Raw genomic sequence first — 16996 nt, forward strand, 5'->3', positions numbered from 1 at the left:
TACCTAGACTGTGTCGGTGCGTCTTGTCTTTGCCGGAACCCCAGAGCCCGCCCTCCCTTCGTTGCAGCGGCTGATCGACTCGCCCCGCCACGATGTGGTCGCGGTCCTGACCCGGCCCGATGCCGCCGCCGGGCGCCGCGGGAAACCCGCTCCGTCACCGGTCGCGAAGCTGGCGCTCGAGCACGACATACCGGTCCTGCGGCCGGCTAAGCCCAACTCCGACGAGTTTGTCGCCGAGCTGTCCGAGCTGGCGCCGGACTGCTGTGCGGTGGTCGCCTACGGTGCGCTGCTGAGCGAGCGCCTGCTCGCGGTGCCACAGCACGGCTGGATCAATCTGCACTTCTCGTTGCTGCCGGCCTGGCGCGGGGCCGCTCCGGTGCAGGCCTCCCTGGCGGCGGGTGAAGAGGTGACCGGAGCGACGACGTTCCTGATCGAGCCGGCCCTCGATTCCGGTCCGGTCTACGGGGTGGTGACCGAGCGGGTCCGCGACACCGATACGGCGGGCGAACTGCTTGGGCGGCTTGCTGATTCAGGTGCCGCGCTGTTGGAGTCGACCCTGGACGGCATTGCCGAGGGATCACTGACCGCGGTGCCGCAACCGGCCGACGGAGTCAGCCTGGCGCCCAAGATCACCGTGGAGTCGGCCCGGGTGCGCTGGGACCTGCCGGCCCACGTCATCGACCGCCGGATCCGCGCCGTCACCCCGAATCCCGGTGCCTGGACGATGATCGGGGACCTGCGGGTCAAGGTCGGGCCGGTCACGGTGGACCCGACGGAAGATTCGTTGGATCCCGGTGAGATCCGCGTCGAACGCAACGCAGTGCTGGTCGGTACCAGCTCGCAACCCGTCCGGCTCGGGCAGATCCAGCCGCCCGGAAAGAAACTCATGAATGCGGCCGACTGGGCCCGCGGCGCGCGGCTCGACGAATCGGTGCGCGCCTCATGAGCAATAGGCCGAACCGTCCGAATCGTTCGCCGCAACGCGACCGTCAGCACCGCCGCACACCGCTGGATCCGGCCCGCCGGGCGGCATTCGACGTGCTGCGCGCGGTATCCGAACGTGATTCCTACGCCAACCTGGCCCTGCCCGGGCTGCTGCGGGAACGGGGAATCGAAGGCCGCGACGCAGCCTTCGCCACCGAGCTGACCTACGGCGCCTGCCGCACCCGGGGACTGCTCGACGCCGTCATCGAGGCGGCCGCCGGGCGCCCGCCCGAGCGCATCGACCCGGTGCTGCTCGACCTGTTGCGCCTGGGCACCTACCAACTGTTGCGCACGCGCGTCGAACCGCACGCAGCGGTGTCCACCACCGTCGAACAGGCCGGCATCGAATTCGACACGGCCCGAGCGGGTTTCGTCAACGGTGTGCTGCGGACCATCTCCCGCAGCACCGAGCAGGAATGGATGGAGCAGCTGGCGCCGCCGGCGGCCACCGATCCGGTGGGGCACGCCGCGTTCCTGCACGCCCACCCGCGGTGGATCGCGCAGGCCTTCACCGACGCGCTGGGGGCCAGGGCGGGGGAGCTCGACGCCCTGCTGACCAGTGACGACGAACGTCCAGTGGTCCACCTGGCGGCCCGACCCACGGCGCTGACGGCGGCTGAGCTGGCCGCGCAGGCCGACGGGACCCTCGGGCGCTACTCGCCGTACGCGGTCTACCTGCCCGGGGGCGACCCCGGACAGTTGGCGGCGGTGCGCGACGGCGCCGCCCAGGTCCAGGACGAGGGCAGTCAGCTGGTGGCCCGCGCGCTGACGCTGGCCGAGCTGGACGGCCCCGACAACGGCCGCTGGCTGGACCTGTGTGCCGGCCCCGGTGGCAAGACCGCGCTCTTGGCCGCCATCGGTGCGGCGGCCGGTGCCCGGGTCACGGCGGTCGAACCGGCGTCGCGCCGTGCCGACCTGGTCGAGGAGAGCACCCGGGGCCTCGACGTCGACGTGCACCGTGTGGACGGGCGGGAATCGGGCCTGGAACCCGGATTCGACCGGGTACTCGTCGACGCCCCGTGCACCGGGCTGGGAGCGTTGCGCCGACGCCCCGAGGCACGCTGGCGGCGCCAGCCCGGTGATGTTCCCGGTTTGGCGAAGCTGCAGCGTGAGCTGCTCGCCGCGGCGATAAGGCTGACGCGTCCCGGTGGCGTGGTCCTCTACGCGACCTGTTCACCGCACCTGGCCGAAACGGTCGGGGTGGTGGCCGACGCGGTGCGCCGGCATCGGGTGACCCAGGTGGACACCCGGGAGTTGTTTGCCCCGGCCGACGACCTCGGCGACGGGCCACACGTGCAGCTGTGGCCGCACCGGCATGGGACGGATGCGATGTTCAGTGCGGCCCTGAAGGTCGACCGATGAGCGCTTGCGCGAAGAGCATGAGCGTGAGCATGAGCGCTTGCGCGAAGAGCATGAGCGTGAGCATGAGCGCTTGCGCGAAGAGCATGAGCGCTTGCGCGAAGAGTGTCGAGATAGGCTGACGGCCATGGCAGAACCCCTGATCGCCCCATCCATCCTGTCCGCTGATTTCGCGCGGCTGTCCGATGAGGTCGCCGCGGTGGCCGGGGCCGACTGGCTGCACGTCGACGTCATGGACAACCATTTCGTCCCCAACCTCACGTTGGGCCTGCCGGTGGTGGAGTCGCTGCTCAAGGCCACCGACATTCCGATGGACTGCCACCTGATGATCGATCAGCCCGAGCGCTGGGCGCCGCCGTACGCCGAAGCCGGTGCCTACAACGTCACCTTCCACGCCGAGGCCACCGACAACCCCGTCGGTGTGGCGCGTGACATCCGGGCCGCCGGCGCCAAGGCCGGCCTGTCGGTGAAGCCCGGCACCCCGCTGGAGCCGTACCTGGAGATCCTCAAGGAATTCGACACGCTGTTGGTGATGTCGGTCGAACCCGGTTTCGGTGGCCAGAAGTTCATCCCGGAGGTGCTCGCCAAGGTGGGGACCGCGCGGCGGCTCGTCGACTCCGGTGAGCTGACGATCGTCATCGAGATTGATGGCGGCATCAATGCCGACACCATCGAACAGGCCGCCGAAGCCGGTGTGGACTGCTTTGTCGCCGGCTCGGCGGTGTACAGCGCCGCCGACCCGGCCGCCGCGGTGAAGTCATTGCGTCAGCAGGCTGCGAGCGCGTCGAGACATCTGACGCTATGACGCTCGAGGCCGCGATGCGGCTGGCCGTCGAGCAAGCCGAACAGGTCAAAGGTTCGACGTACCCCAACCCGCCGGTCGGTGCGGTGATCCTGGACAGCGACGGACAGATCGTCGGTGTGGGTGGTACCCAACCGGTCGGAGGCGCGCACGCCGAGGTGATGGCGTTGCGGGCGGCAGGGGAGCGCGCCAAGGGTGGTGCAGCTGTGGTCACCCTGGAACCGTGCAATCACCATGGTCGCACCCCGCCGTGTGTGGATGCGCTTCTGGCGGCAGGCATTTCGTCTGTCACCTACGCGGCTTCCGATCCGAATCCGGCGGCGGCCGGCGGTGCGCAACGGCTTGTCGATGCCGGTGTCACGGTCAGCCCGGGTTTGCTTGCCGACGAGGTGGAGCAGGGACCTCTGCGCGAATGGCTGCACAAGCAGCGCACCGGATTGCCCCACGTCACGTGGAAATTCGCCACCAGTGTGGACGGCCGCAGCGCCGCTGCCGACGGTTCCAGCCAGTGGATCACCAGTGAGGCCGCCCGCGCGGATGTGCATCGCAAGCGCGCCGCAGCCGATGCGATCGTGGCCGGTACCGGGACAGTGTTCGTCGACGATCCGGCGTTGACCGCGCGCCGGCCCGACGGCTCGCTCACCGATCATCAGCCCCTGCGGGTGGTGGTGGGTATGCGCGAAGTATCGCCGGATGCCAAGGTACTCAACGACGATTCTCACACGATGCTGATCCGCACCCACGATCCGCATGAAGTGATGCGGTCGCTGGGGGATCGGACTGATGTGCTTCTTGAGGGCGGGCCGACGCTGGCCGGGGCCTTCCTGCGGGCCGGCGTGGTAAACCGGATCCTGGCCTATGTGGCGCCGATGCTGCTGGGTGGCCCGATCACCGCGGTCGATGACATCGGGGTGCCGAGTCTCGTGCACGCGCAGCGGTGGAGGTTCGACGGCATCACCGCCATCGGACCCGATGTTCGCCTGAGCCTGGTGCCCAACTGACGGCAGGCCGGCCGGAGGTATCCAGCTGTAGTTAGGGTTACCTAAGTTAGGCTGGGCGGCGAACCGGCCGCTGGTGGTGTTGATCGGTACACTCGTACCAAAGCGCGTTCACTGCCGAATTCGCGCCCGGTGAACCCGAGCAAAGGACGCGAGCATGACTGCACTGCAGGACTGGCTCCCCGCCACACCATTTTCCCCTCGCGCAATTCGGGCGTTGGTGCGCGCCCCACTCCGCCTCGTGCTGCCCAGCCGGCCGGCTGAGGCCGGCCGGACACCACGTTTGCTCCGCCCTGGTGTCGAGCGTTGCTGAACGGCTCAGTCGGATCGGTGCCGCCCCGGCTGCTGCTGGCGCGGTAGCTGGACCGTCCCCTCGGCGGACTGCGCCGGCAGTACCTGCGTGGGTAAGTAGAGCTGGCCGGTCGAAACGTCACCGTCGTCGCGGGTAGGCGCGGCATCGCCGGCCGGCGGGCCGTCGAGCTCGTCGGCGTGGAAGTGGCGCGCGGCGATCAGCAGGCCGAGCACCGCACCCACCACGCAGACGATCGCGGTGATGCCGAAAATGTCGCCGTACATCGACACATACGCCTCGCGATAGCGGGTGGCTTGCGACGCCAGCCGCTCCTGCAGCGACATTTCGCTGGTGTTCGCCGCAGCTGCCAGGCCGGCCAGGTGCTGATTGAAGCGGTACAGACCCCAGGCCGACAGCGCCGCCATGCCGATGAGCATGCCGATCATGCGGGCCACCACGACGAATGCCGAGGCGATGCCGTGTTGCGCGGCCGGTACCACCCGCAAGGTGGCCGAGGTGAGCGGAGCGATCACCAGTCCGAGCCCCAGGCCCACGATCGCCAGATCGGTGTCGAGCACCGGCAACTGGACCAGGGCCAAGTCGTAGGTCTTGTCGAGCACATCGATCGACCACTGGGTGATCAGCCAGAAGCCACCGGCGGCGATCATCAGGCCGACGAAGCTGACGATGCGATCCCCGACCCGGGTGGCGATCCAGCCACCGATCAGCGCGCCGATCGGCAATGCGATCAGGAACCGCAGCAGCAGGAAGGCGGCCTCGTATTTGTCCTTGCCGAGCACGCCCTGACCGAACAGCTCGACGTTGACCAGCGTCACCATCAGCGCCGCGCCGGTGCACAACGATGCGGCGAGCGCGGCGAGGAACGGCACGAACTTCACGCCCGCGGGCTCGATCAGTCGGGTGCGGGCGACCTTCTCCCATACGAAGAACGCCACCGCCGCCACCAGCGCACCGATCAGCAGCGGAAGGCCCCATTCGGGCAGGACGTGCTTGCCGTCCGGCTCCGGGTTGTACAGGCCCACGACGGCCAGACCCAACGCGATCGCCAGCAGGACACCACCGACGACATCGACTTTCTCGGGATGGTCGCTCGGCTCCTTGCCCGGCAGGCTGAAATGGATCATCGCCATGGCGATGGCGGCCAGCGGTACGTTGATCCAGAACACGGCCTGCCAATGGTGGAACAGCGCCACCGCACCGATGCCGTAGAGCGGGCCGAGCACGCTGCCGAATTCCTGTGCGGCACCGACACCACCCAGCACCGCGGCCCGGTTGCGGGCCGCCCACAGGTCGGCGGCCAGCGCCAGGGTCACCGGGAGGAGCGCGCCACTGGCGGTGCCCTGTACGACGCGGCCGATGACCAGCATGGTCAGGTCGCCCGACAGCGCGGTGATCACCGAGCCGACAGCAAAACCGGCCAGGCCGACCTGGATCAGCATCTTGCGTCCGAACCGGTCCGAGGCCCGGCCCAGCAGCGGCATCGCCGCGATGTAGCCCAGCAGGTAACCGGTGATGATCGGCGTGACCTGCTGGATCTTGTTTATCGCGATCCCGACGTCGGCCATGATGTCGGTCATGATCGTGACCACGACATAGGTGTCGAGAGCGCCGAGCAGCACGGCAAGGCTGCCCGCGCTGATCGCGATGTGGCGGTTGCGGCCGGACCTCACCGACTCCGCGGCCCGCATCAGGACGCGGGCTTGGTGACGGTGACCTGCTTGCCCCAGTCAGTCAGGGTCATGGTGACGCTGTTTCCGGGGGTGGGTTCGAGCTTGGCCTGCAGCAGGGCGTGGTCGCCTTCTTCGGAGATCCACGCGGTGCCCGGGACCGGGCCCTCCGCCTTGAGCTGCGGGGCGATCTTGTTGACGGCGTCAGCGCTGACCGTGCCGGTCACGCGGACCCCCTCGGTGCCGTTGATGGATTCGCGACCCTCGGCCTTGGGGTCGGTGAAGTTCGACAGCACGTTGGCCAGGCCGAGGTCGGGGTTCAGGATGGTCGACACGTCGTAGATCTTCTCGGCCGGTCCGTAGTCGGACAGCGGATCGCCCGCGGTCAGTGCGGCATACAGGGTCCCGTCGGCGACCACGAACTTCGCGTCGGAGATCTTCTGGCCGAAGGCGTCGAGATCGACGGTGCCCTGCGCGGCCACGGCGGGCGTGTTGGTCAGGTCGCCGTCGAGTTTCTCGATGGGCAGGCCCTTGATCGTGCCCTGCACGGTCAGCAGCAGATGCACGCTCTGCTGGGCCTTGGTGGTGGCCGCGGAATCCTGCAACAGCGTGGCTGCATCGGGCAACGGGGCGTTCGACGTCTCCGAAGACGACGAGCAGCCGGCGACTAGGGCCGCCGCGGTGAAGAGGATTGCGAGTAAGGACTGGACTGCGAACCGTGGGCGCGTCTGCATGACTGCATCGTAGAGGCTCACCGCCCCCGGGCGTTTTCCCCGACGCACAGTTGAATGAATACTCTGGTCGGCGTGTTCACCGGAATCGTTGAAGAACTGGGTGTCCTGGTCGACAAGGCGGAGCTGACCGATGCTGCCCGGTTCACCATTCGTGGGCCCGTGGTCACCGCAGATGCCGGTCACGGCGATTCGATCGCGGTGAACGGGGTCTGCCTGACCGTGGTGGATGTGCTGCCCGACGGCGTGTTCACCGCCGACGTGATGGGGGAGACGCTCAACCGGTCGAGCCTGGGCGGAGTCGGGGTCGGTAGCCAGGTCAATCTGGAGCGGGCTGCTGCGGTCAACAGCCGCCTCGGTGGCCACATCGTTCAGGGCCATGTGGACGGCACCGGCACTGTGATTTCCCGCACGCCGTTCGAGCATTGGGAAGTGGTGCGCATCGGCCTGCCTGCTGCGCTGTCGCGTTACGTCGTGGAGAAGGGCTCGATCACGGTCGACGGGGTCTCGCTGACCGTGTCCGCGGTGGCTGACGACTGGTTCGAGATATCGCTGATCCCCACCACTGTCGAGCTCACCACCTTGGGCCGGGCCAGGGTGGGAACCACGGTCAACCTCGAGGTCGACATCATCGCGAAATATGTGGAACGGCTGATGGCCGGTCCCGGTGAGTAAGAGCTGGCAATAACCGCTGGATTTCGGTGGTTCATACTGGAGTCGGCACATGGTCCCGGATTGGGGGCCTGGCACGAGAACAGGCAAGGTGGCGCAGATGACCAGGCTCGACTCCGTCGAGAGGGCGATAGCCGATATCGCGGCGGGCAAAGCCGTGGTGGTGATCGACGACGAAGATCGCGAGAACGAGGGCGATCTCATCTTCGCCGCCGAGAAGGCGACTCCCGAACTCGTGGCGTTCATGGTCCGCTACACCTCCGGGTATCTGTGTGTGCCGCTGGACGGCGAAATCTGCGACCGGCTGGGCCTGTTGCCGATGTACGCGGTCAACCAGGACAAGCACGGCACCGCCTACACCGTCACGGTCGATGCGAAAAAGGATGTGGGAACGGGTATTTCGGCATCCGACCGGGCCACCACGATGCGCGCGTTGGCCGATCCGTCCACCGTCGCCGACGACTTCACCAAGCCCGGCCACGTGGTTCCGTTGCGTGCCAAGGACGGCGGGGTGCTGCGCCGCCCTGGGCACACCGAGGCCGCCGTGGATCTGGCCCGCCTGGCCGGGCTGCAGCCCGCCGGGGCGATCTGCGAGATCGTCAGCCAGAAGGACGAAGGCGACATGGCGCGCACCGATGAGCTGCGTGTCTTCGCCGACGATCACGACCTGGCGCTGATCTCGATCGCCGACCTGATCGAGTGGCGCCGCAAGCACGAGAAGCACATCGAGCGCATCGCCGAGGCCAGGATCCCGACCCGGCACGGCGAGTTCGTGGCCGTCGGCTACAAGAGCATCTACGAGGATGTCGAGCACGTGGCGCTGGTTCGCGGCGACATCTCCGGGCCGGCCAGCGACGGTCACGACGTCCTCGTTCGCGTGCACTCCGAATGCCTGACCGGTGACGTGTTCGGTTCGCGGCGCTGTGACTGCGGTCCGCAACTGGACGCCGCGATGGCGATGGTGGCGCGTGAAGGTCGCGGCGTGGTGCTGTACATGCGCGGCCATGAGGGCCGGGGCATCGGTCTGATGCACAAGTTGCAGGCCTATCAACTGCAGGATGCCGGTGAGGACACCGTCGACGCGAATCTCAAACTGGGTCTGCCCGCCGACGCCCGCGACTACGGCATCGGCGCCCAGATCCTGGTCGACCTCGGTATCCGGTCCATGCGGTTGCTGACCAACAATCCGGCCAAACGGGTGGGGCTCGACGGCTATGGGCTGCACATCATCGAGCGGGTGCCGCTGCCGGTGCGGGCCAACTCGGAGAACATCCGCTACTTGATGACCAAGCGGGACCGGATGGGTCACGACCTCATCGGGCTTGAGGACTACGACGAAGCGGTGAGCATGGACGACTACGACGAGGCGGTCTACCTCCTCGGCGACCGCAGGCCGCCCAGCGGGACCGATTCGGGTTCGAGCCTGTGAGCGGCCACGGGGTTCCCGATCTGCCCCAGGTGGACGCGTCGAACGTGAAGCTGGCGATCGTGGCCAGCACTTGGCACACCCAGATCTGCGATGCGCTGCTCGACGGTGCCCGCAAGGTCGCCGCCGAAGCCGGGATCGACGATCCGACGGTGGTGCGGGTGCTCGGCGCCATCGAAATCCCGGTGGTGGCACAGGCATTGGCGGCCACCCATGACGCGGTGGTGGCGTTGGGTGTGGTCATCCGTGGGCAGACCCCGCATTTCGACTACGTGTGTGACGCGGTGACGCAGGGCTTGACGCGGGTGTCGCTCGATGCGTCCACTCCGGTCGCCAACGGTGTGCTCACCACCGACAACGAGGCCCAGGCCCTGGACCGCGCCGGTCTCCCGGATTCCACCGAGGACAAGGGCGCCCAGGCGGCAGCCGCCGCCCTGTCGACAGCGCTGACCCTGCGGGAACTGCGCGCCAAGGCGTGACCTCGATGACCGAGAAGAAGACCGAAGAAATGACGAGGGACAGCTGGGACATCGACATCCGGCCTTACCGGACACCGTATTTCGCGTACGGCGCCGCCTTGATCATCTTTCTGGCGCACGTCGCGGTCGGCATCCTGCTCAAGGTGGGTTCTACCGGCGTGGTCTTCCAGACCTCCGACCAGGTGGCGATCGCCTTGCTGGGAGCGATCATCGCGTGCGTGGTGCTGTTGTTCGCCCGGCCCCGGCTGAAGGTCGGCCCCGCGGGCGTAGCGGTCCGGAATCTGGTCGGTTTCAAGGTGATTCCCTGGTCCGAGGCGCTCGGGGTGTCCTTCCCGGTGGGAGCCCGCTGGGCTCGTTTGGACCTGCCCGATGACGAGTACATCCCGGTGATGGCGATCCAGGCGATCGACAAGGGCCGCGCCGTCGAGGCCATGGACGAAGTCCGGGATCTGATCGACCGGTACCGCGCGCAACGCGGCTGAGTCGCGCGGGATCAACCGACGTCGCCGAGCACCAGACCTTCGCGCCGCGGATCGGCGCCCCCGATCCAGCCCGACGATGTGCGCACCAGCGCTGAGAGCCCACTGGACTGATCGGCCAGTGAAACCTGATGTCCGCGTGCCCGCAGGCCCTCGATCAGTTGATCACGGTCTCCGTTGGCGACGGTGTCGACCAATGGGTGCTCACCGCCCACATTCGTGACCGGTGTATTGGCCGCGCCGAAATCGATCATCGACACCGCCTGCTGCGGATCCAGTTTCCAATCCAGGATGCCGACAAGGGTTTTCACGACGAACTGGATGATCAGCGCACCGCCGGGGGAGCCCAGTACGGCGTACAGGGGCCCCCGCTGCGGCCCGGTCTTGTCGAATACCAGGGTGGGTGCCATGGTGCTGCGCGGGCGTTTGCCGGGTTGAACCCGGTTGGGCAGCGGTTGGCCTTCGGCGCTGGTCGGCTCGGCGGAGAAGTCGGTGAGCTGGTTGTTGAGTAGGAAGCCGTCGACCATGTGGAACGAGCCGAATGCGGACTCGATCGTGGTGGTCAGGGATGCGGCATTGCCGAAGCTGTCGATGACGCTGATCTGGCTGGTGCCGTGCTCGGGCGCCGGTGGGATCGTCATCGGGGGCGCGAAATCCCCGGGCGCGGCCACACCCATCGTGTGGTCCCGGGAGATCAGGGCGGCCCTGCCGGTGAGATAGGCAACGTCGAGCAGGGTTTCGGGCGATCCGCCGGGAAGCGGGACGAAATCGGTGTCGGCGACGTAGCGGTCTCTGTCGGCGTAGGCGAGACGTTCGGCCTCCGAGACCAGGTGCACGCCGGTCACCGACGGGTGACCGCCGTTGCGGTCGAGGCGGGCCGGCTTGTAGTTGCTCATGGGGAAGTGCTCGAGGATGCCGAGGGTGGCTGCCACCGCGATGCCACCCGAGGAAGGCGGCGGCATACCGCAGACCTCGCGGCCGCGGTAGGTGGTGCACACCGGTTCGCGTTGTTTGACGGCGTAGGTGGCGAGGTCCTGCTCGGTCATCAGTCCCGGTGTGCGGCCGCCGCTGGTATCGGCGGTGGCCGCCACGACGGCGCGGGCGATGTCGCCGGTGTAGAAGGCCCGGGCTCTCTCGGATGCGATGGCGCCCAAGGTTTTCGCGTAGGCGGGGTTGGTCATGCGGGTGCCGACCGGTTTGGGGCTGCCGTCGGTGTTGAGGAAGTAGCGTGCGGCGGCGGGGTCCAGTCGCAGTTGGGCGTGAGCATCGTCGATCGAGGCCGCCAGCCGGGGACTGATGTCGAATCCCTGATCGGCCAGTGACACGGCGGGATCGAACAGCTCGCGCCAGGCTTTCTTGCCGAACTGGTGGTGGACGTCGTCGAGCAGTCGGACAATGCCCGGCACCCCGATGGAGCGGCCCGATGCCCGGGCATCGGGTTTGGGCACGGTGCGATCGGAGTCCGAAACCCAGCGCAGGTAGTTCTCGGTCGCCGCGGCCGGGGCGGTCTCGCGTCCGTCGAATGCACGTACGGAGTTGCCTGCCGCGTCGTAGTACAGCAGGAATCCACCGCCGCCGAGCCCGGAGGACTGAGGCTCGACCAGGCCGAGGACGGCCTGTGCGGTCACCAGCGCGTCGGCGGCGCTGCCGCCGCCGCGCAGCACCTTGCACGCTGCTTCGGTGGCCAGCGGATTGGCGGTGGCCACCGCGTAGGTTGCCGTGCGGACGGCGGTCATGTCGCTGCGGTAGCCGGTGCCGATCTCGGGGTTGGTCGCCAGGTCGGGCGGCGGAGCCGGTGCGGCCGGGCCGGCCGGCGGCCGCGGAGGGGGAGGAGGTTTGGGTAGCGGGGTGCCGTTCGACACAATCTGGCAGGGTCCGGCGACGGCCTTCGCCGGTCGCCGATGGTCGCCGGCGCATCCGGCCAGGACTGTCGCGGCGACACTGAGCAGGGCGATGACCGAACGTGTGGACGCCAGCAATCGCACACCTCGACGGTAGCGGAGTTCAGTCCGATCGCGGCAGTAACCTGGAAACCGTGCCCGATCCAGCGACGTACCGGCCGGCGCCCGGATCGATACCAGTGCAGCCGGGTGTGTACCGATTCCGGGACCCGCATGGCCGGGTCATCTATGTCGGCAAGGCCAAGAGCCTGCGCAGCCGGCTGACGTCGTACTTCGCCGATGTCGCGAGCCTCGCGCCGCGCACTCGGCAGATGGTGATGACCGCGGGCAGTGTCGAATGGACGGTGGTCACCACCGAGGTCGAGGCACTGCAGCTGGAGTACAACTGGATCAAGGAATTCGATCCGCGCTTCAACATCCGCTACCGCGACGACAAGACGTACCCGGTGCTGGCGGTCACGCTCAACGAGGAGTACCCACGGCTGATGGTGTACCGCGGGCCACGGCGTAAGGGCGTGCGGTACTTCGGCCCGTATTCGCATGCATGGGCGATCCGCGAGACACTCGACCTGTTGACCCGGGTGTTTCCGGCCCGGACCTGCTCGGCAGGAGTGTTCAAGCGGCACAGGCAGATCGACCGGCCGTGTCTGCTCGGCTACATCGACAAGTGTTCGGCGCCGTGCATCGGCCGGGTCAGTGCCGAGGAGCACCGGCGGATCGTGCTGGACTTCTGCGATTTCCTGTCGGGCAAGACCGACCGGTTGGCCCGCGACATGGAGCAGCAGATGACCGCGGCCGCCGAGGAGCTGGACTTCGAGCGGGCCGCCCGGTTGCGTGACGACATCGCGGCGCTCAAGCGGGCGCTGGAGAAGCAGGCCGTGGTGCTCGGCGACGGTACGGATGCCGACGTGGTGGCGTTCGCCGACGACGATCTTGAGGCGGCTGTGCAGGTGTTCCACGTGCGTGGCGGTCGGGTCCGGGGGCAGCGCGGATGGATCGTCGAGAAATCGTCGGAGCCGGAGGCGACCCGTGATTCGGGTCCCGGAGCCGCCCCGGCGGCGACAGAGGACCAGAGTCAATCCGGGCGACAGCAATTGGTCGAGCAGTTCCTCACCCAGTTCTACGGCGAGCAGGCCGAACTGGGCGGTGCGGCCGACGAGGCGACGAACCCGGTGCCGCGGGAGGTGCTCGTGCCGGTACTGCCGCCCAACGCCGATGAACTGTCCGCCTGGTTGTCGGGGCTTCGCGGCTCGCGGGTGAGCCTGCGCGTGCCGGTACGCGGCGACAAGCGCACCCTGGCCGAGACCGTGGCGCGCAACGCCCATGAGGCCCTGACCCAACACAAGCTCAAGCGTGCCGGCGACTTCAACGCGAGATCGGAAGCGCTGCAGAGCATTCAGGATTCGCTGGGCCTGGCCGAGGCGCCGTTGCGGATCGAGTGTGTCGACATCAGCCATGTGCAGGGCACCGATGTGGTCGCCTCACTGGTGGTGTTCGAGGATGGGCTGCCGCGCAAGTCGGACTACCGGCATTACGCGATCCGGGAGGCCGCCGGTGAGGGGCGTTCTGACGATGTCGCGTCGATCGCCGAGGTGACGCGGCGTCGCTTTCTGCGGCACGTCAGCGATGGGCAGCCCGACCCGAGCGCCGAGCAGCGCCCGCGCCGGTTCGCCTATCCGCCCAACCTGTTCGTGGTGGACGGCGGCGCCCCCCAGGTCAACGCGGCCGCTGCGGTGCTCGACGAACTGGGCGTCACCGATGTCGCGGTGATAGGGCTGGCGAAGCGGCTTGAAGAGGTGTGGGTGCCGTCCGAGCCGGATCCGGTCATTTTCCCGCGCAACAGCGAGGGGCTGTATTTGTTGCAACGTGTGCGCGACGAGGCACACCGGTTCGCGATCAGCTATCACCGCAGCAAGCGGTCCAAGCGGATGACCGCCTCGGCGCTCGACTCGGTGCGTGGTCTGGGCGAGCAACGCCGCAAGGCGTTGGTGACGCACTTCGGCTCGGTGGCCAGACTCAAAGAGGCCACAGTCGAGGAGATCACCGCGGTGCCGGGGATCGGGGTGGCGACGGCGAAGGCCGTCCTCGCCGCACTCGGTGGATCACCCGAAAATGGTGACCCGCGAAGTGAGAACTCCGGACTGGGCGATTCAGGGGCGCCCGCAACGCTTATCGAGGATGATCGACGCAGGGTGTCGGGATGACGGGTAACGGGGACATGTGTAGCCAGGCGGGTCGCGGATGAACGAACATCTGCGCGAGGGCGGCATCGCGGGTGGTGCGGATGCGGATTCGGATATCGACGTGGTGCTGGTCACCGGCCTGTCCGGCGCGGGCCGCGGCACCGCCGCCAAGGTGTTGGAGGACCTCGGCTGGTACGTCGCCGACAACCTGCCGCCGGAGCTGATTGCCCGGATGGTCGAGTTGGGGTTGGCGGCCGGATCACGGATCACACAGCTTGCCGTGGTGATGGATGTGCGGTCGCGCGGTTTCACCGGCGACCTCGATTGGGTTCGCAACGAGTTGGCGGCTCGCAGCATCACCCCGCGGGTGTTGTTTCTCGAGGCGTCCGACGACATCCTGGTCCGTCGTTACGAGCAGAATCGGCGTAGCCACCCGCTGCAGGGCACCCAGACCCTGGCGGAGGGAATCGCCGCCGAGCGGGCGTTGCTGGCGCCGGTGCGCGCAGCCGCCGATCTGGTGATCGACACGTCTGCCCTGCCGGTCCCTGCCCTGCGGGAGAGCATCGAGCGGGCGTTCGGCGGTGAGACCGTCGCCTACACGAATGTCACGGTGGAGTCCTTCGGTTACAAGTACGGCCTGCCGATGGACGCGGACACCGTGATGGACGTGCGGTTCCTGCCGAACCCGCACTGGGTGGACGAGCTACGGCCGCATACCGGTCAACATCCGGACGTGCGTGACTACGTGCTCGGCCAACCGGGGGCCAGGGAATTTCTGGACACCTACCATCGTCTGTTGGACGTGGTGATCGCCGGTTATCGCCGGGAGGGGAAGCGATATATGACCGTCGCCATCGGGTGCACCGGCGGCAAACATCGGAGTGTGGCGATCGCCGAGGCGCTGGCTGAGCGTTTGCAGGGCGGTGACGGGCTGACCGTGCACGTGCTGCACCGGGATCTGGGTCGCGAATGACCCCGCGCATCGTGGCCCTCGGTGGAGGGCACGGGTTGTACGCCACCCTGTCCGCGGCGCGTCGGCTCAGCCCACACGTGACGGCCGTGGTGACAGTCGCCGACGACGGCGGATCGTCGGGTCGGTTGCGCGGCGAACTCGACGTGGTGCCCCCTGGTGATCTGCGAATGGCTTTGGCGGCGTTGGCTTCTGACAGCCCGCATGGCCGGCTGTGGGCGACGATCATCCAGCACCGCTTCGGCGGTAGCGGCGCGCTGGCCGGTCACCCGATCGGCAATTTGATCCTGGCCGGCCTCAGTGAGGTGTTGGCCGATCCGGTTGCGGCTCTCGACGAGCTCGGGCGGATCCTGGGGGTGAAGGGCCGGGTGCTGCCGATGTGCCCGATCGCCCTGCAGATCGAGGCCGACGTTGCGGGCCTCGAATCCGATCCTCGGATGAGCCGGGTGATCCGCGGCCAGGTGGCAATTGCCACCACGGTGGGCAAGGTGCGCCGGGTCCGGCTGCTGCCCGGCGATCCGCCGGCCACCCGGCAGGCGGTTGAGGCGATCATGAGTGCCGACCTGGTGGTGCTCGGGCCAGGCTCGTGGTTCACCAGCGTGATCCCTCATGTGTTGGTGCCGCAGTTGGCCGCGGCACTGCGGTCGACGACGGCGCGGCGGGCGCTCGTCTTGAATCTGGCGGCCGAGCCGGGCGAAACCGCGGGGTTCTCGGCCGAGCGCCACATCCACGTTCTGGCCCAGCATGCCCCGGACTTCAGCGTGCATGACATCATCGTCGATGCCAGCCGGGTGCCGAGCGACCGCGAACGGGAGCAACTCAGCCGCACTGCCAACATCCTCAATGCCCGTGTTGAGTTTGCTGACGTGTCCCGACCTGGTACACCTTTACATGACCCGGCGAAGTTGGCCGCGGTGCTGGAAGGTGTCCGGTTGCGCGCGATGGCGCCCGGTGCCGTGCAGGAGCCCACCGTTCCCACGCCCGCAGCGAGGTCGGTCGACGTGGCGCGCCAGGAGCCGGCGCCGAATACACCGAGAGGGGACGATCCGTGGCGATGACAGCCGAGGTGAAGGACGAGCTGAGCCGTCTCGTAGTCAACTCGGTCAGCGCTCGCCGTGCGGAGGTGGCCTCGTTGTTGCGCTTTGCCGGCGGCTTGCACATCGTGGCGGGCCGGGTTGTGGTCGAAGCCGAGGTAGACCTCGGGATCATCGCGCGCCGTCTGCGCAAGGACATCTACGACCTGTACGGGTACAACGCGGTGGTGCACGTGCTGTCGGCCAGCGGCATCCGCAAGAACACCCGCTATGTGGTGCGGGTGGCCGCCGACGGCGAGGCGCTCGCGCGGCAGACCGGATTGCTCGATCTTCGTGGACGACCGGTGCGCGGCCTGCCCGCGCAGGTGGTCGGAGGCAGCGTCGGTGATGCCGAGGCGGCGTGGCGTGGCGCGTTCCTCGCGCACGGATCGTTGACCGAGCCGGGACGGTCGTCGGCGCTGGAGGTCAGCTGCCCCGGTCCGGAGGCGGCACTGGCCCTCGTCGGTGCGGCCAGGCGGCTCGGAGTCAGCGCCAAGGCCCGCGAGGTGCGTGGCAGTGACCGGGTGGTGGTCCGTGACGGCGAGGCGATCGGCGCGTTGCTGACCCGGATGGGAGCCCAGGACACGCGGTTGACGTGGGAGGAACGGCGCATGCGCCGCGAGGTCCGCGCCACCGCCAACCGCCTTGCCAATTTCGATGACGCGAACCTGCGCCGGTCGGCGCGTGCCGCGGTGGCAGCGGCGGCCCGGGTGGAGCGCGCGCTGGACATACTGGGTGACGGGGTGCCCGATCATCTGGCTGCGGCGGGCAAGCTGCGGGTGGAACACCGGCAGGCCTCGCTGGAAGAGCTGGGCCGGCTGGCTGATCCGCCGATGACCAAAGATGCTGTGGCCGGCCGTATCCGGCGCCTGCTCTCGATGGCCGATCGGAAGGCCAAGCAGGAGGGGCTGCCCGACACCGAGTCGGCGGTGACTCCGGATCTGCTCGACGACGCCTGA

The 16996-nt window shown here is 68.2% G+C and carries 15 protein-coding genes; 12 read left to right on the forward strand and 3 right to left on the reverse strand.

Annotated elements, in window-relative coordinates; translation table 11 throughout:
- Nucleotides 1–16: 16 nt before the first annotated feature.
- The 4 genes from fmt (at nucleotide 17) to ribD (ending at nucleotide 4146) form a co-directional block, all read left to right on the forward strand.
- A complete protein-coding gene (gene fmt / locus E0T84_RS02495) occupies nucleotides 17–946 on the forward strand; it encodes a methionyl-tRNA formyltransferase (protein WP_138743687.1) in 930 nt (309 codons plus the stop codon).
- Nucleotides 943–2346 (forward strand): RsmB/NOP family class I SAM-dependent RNA methyltransferase, encoded by a 1404-nt coding sequence (locus E0T84_RS02500; protein ID WP_138743688.1) that lies wholly within the window; start codon nucleotides 943–945, stop codon nucleotides 2344–2346. Before fmt ends, E0T84_RS02500 begins: the two co-directional genes overlap by 4 nt.
- Nucleotides 2347–2470: 124 nt before the next feature.
- Entirely contained in the window at nucleotides 2471–3148 is a 678-nt protein-coding gene (gene rpe, locus E0T84_RS02505) for a ribulose-phosphate 3-epimerase (protein WP_070943664.1), read from the forward strand.
- The gene (ribD, locus tag E0T84_RS02510; protein ID WP_138743689.1) at nucleotides 3145–4146 is read left to right on the forward strand and encodes a bifunctional diaminohydroxyphosphoribosylaminopyrimidine deaminase/5-amino-6-(5-phosphoribosylamino)uracil reductase RibD; all 1002 of its coding nucleotides are present in this window, start codon (nucleotides 3145–3147) and stop codon (nucleotides 4144–4146) included. Before rpe ends, ribD begins: the two co-directional genes overlap by 4 nt.
- Nucleotides 4147–4461: 315 nt before the next feature.
- Here the strand turns inward: ribD and E0T84_RS02515 are convergent, their stop codons facing one another.
- Both E0T84_RS02515 and E0T84_RS02520 read right to left on the reverse strand, forming a co-directional pair.
- Nucleotides 4462–6144 carry an MFS transporter gene (locus tag E0T84_RS02515; protein WP_305801144.1) on the reverse strand — a complete coding sequence of 561 codons (1683 nt, stop codon included), beginning with the start codon at nucleotides 6142–6144 and terminating at the stop codon, nucleotides 4462–4464.
- Nucleotides 6144–6857 (reverse strand): LppX_LprAFG lipoprotein, encoded by a 714-nt coding sequence (locus tag E0T84_RS02520; protein WP_070185961.1) that lies wholly within the window; start codon nucleotides 6855–6857, stop codon nucleotides 6144–6146. Before E0T84_RS02520 ends, E0T84_RS02515 begins: the two co-directional genes overlap by 1 nt.
- A 72-nt stretch (nucleotides 6858–6929) precedes the next feature.
- Here E0T84_RS02520 and E0T84_RS02525 point away from each other — a divergent pair, with 72 nt between their 5' ends.
- From E0T84_RS02525 to E0T84_RS02540, 4 genes are all read left to right on the forward strand, one after another.
- Nucleotides 6930–7529, forward strand: a complete 600-nt coding sequence (locus E0T84_RS02525) for a riboflavin synthase (protein WP_070186030.1) — start codon at nucleotides 6930–6932, stop codon at nucleotides 7527–7529.
- A gap of 97 nt (nucleotides 7530–7626) precedes the next feature.
- Nucleotides 7627–8955 (forward strand): bifunctional 3,4-dihydroxy-2-butanone-4-phosphate synthase/GTP cyclohydrolase II, encoded by a 1329-nt coding sequence (locus E0T84_RS02530; RefSeq protein ID WP_036389821.1) that lies wholly within the window; start codon nucleotides 7627–7629, stop codon nucleotides 8953–8955.
- Nucleotides 8952–9431: a 6,7-dimethyl-8-ribityllumazine synthase gene (ribH, locus tag E0T84_RS02535; protein ID WP_070185962.1), complete on the forward strand. Its 480-nt coding sequence runs from the start codon at nucleotides 8952–8954 to the stop codon at nucleotides 9429–9431. The genes E0T84_RS02530 and ribH overlap by 4 nt, the downstream gene beginning before the upstream one ends.
- Before the next feature lie 5 nt (nucleotides 9432–9436).
- Complete coding sequence (locus E0T84_RS02540) at nucleotides 9437–9913, forward strand: PH domain-containing protein (protein WP_249383555.1); 477 nt, start codon at nucleotides 9437–9439, stop codon at nucleotides 9911–9913.
- Nucleotides 9914–9924: 11 nt separating this feature from the next.
- Here the strand turns inward: E0T84_RS02540 and ggt are convergent, their stop codons facing one another.
- Complete coding sequence (ggt, locus tag E0T84_RS02545) at nucleotides 9925–11895, reverse strand: gamma-glutamyltransferase (protein ID WP_171054879.1); 1971 nt, start codon at nucleotides 11893–11895, stop codon at nucleotides 9925–9927.
- Nucleotides 11896–11945: 50 nt separating this feature from the next.
- On the opposite strand from ggt, the gene uvrC reads away from it, so the two are divergent.
- From uvrC to whiA, 4 genes are read left to right on the forward strand one after another with little or no spacing between them, the layout of a single operon-like run.
- Nucleotides 11946–14015: an excinuclease ABC subunit UvrC gene (gene uvrC / locus E0T84_RS02555; RefSeq protein ID WP_138743691.1), complete on the forward strand. Its 2070-nt coding sequence runs from the start codon at nucleotides 11946–11948 to the stop codon at nucleotides 14013–14015.
- A gap of 37 nt (nucleotides 14016–14052) precedes the next feature.
- Entirely contained in the window at nucleotides 14053–14967 is a 915-nt protein-coding gene (rapZ, locus tag E0T84_RS02560) for an RNase adapter RapZ (protein ID WP_070185964.1), read from the forward strand.
- On the forward strand, nucleotides 14964–16022 hold the full coding sequence (yvcK, locus tag E0T84_RS02565) for a uridine diphosphate-N-acetylglucosamine-binding protein YvcK (protein WP_070185965.1): 1059 nt from the start codon (nucleotides 14964–14966) through the stop codon (nucleotides 16020–16022). The genes rapZ and yvcK overlap by 4 nt, the downstream gene beginning before the upstream one ends.
- On the forward strand, nucleotides 16019–16996 hold the full coding sequence (whiA, locus tag E0T84_RS02570) for a DNA-binding protein WhiA (RefSeq protein WP_080596716.1): 978 nt from the start codon (nucleotides 16019–16021) through the stop codon (nucleotides 16994–16996). The genes yvcK and whiA overlap by 4 nt, the downstream gene beginning before the upstream one ends.

Source organism: Mycobacterium sp. DBP42, from assembly GCF_005924235.1.
Classification (GTDB): Bacteria; Actinomycetota; Actinomycetes; order Mycobacteriales; family Mycobacteriaceae; genus Mycobacterium; species Mycobacterium syngnathidarum.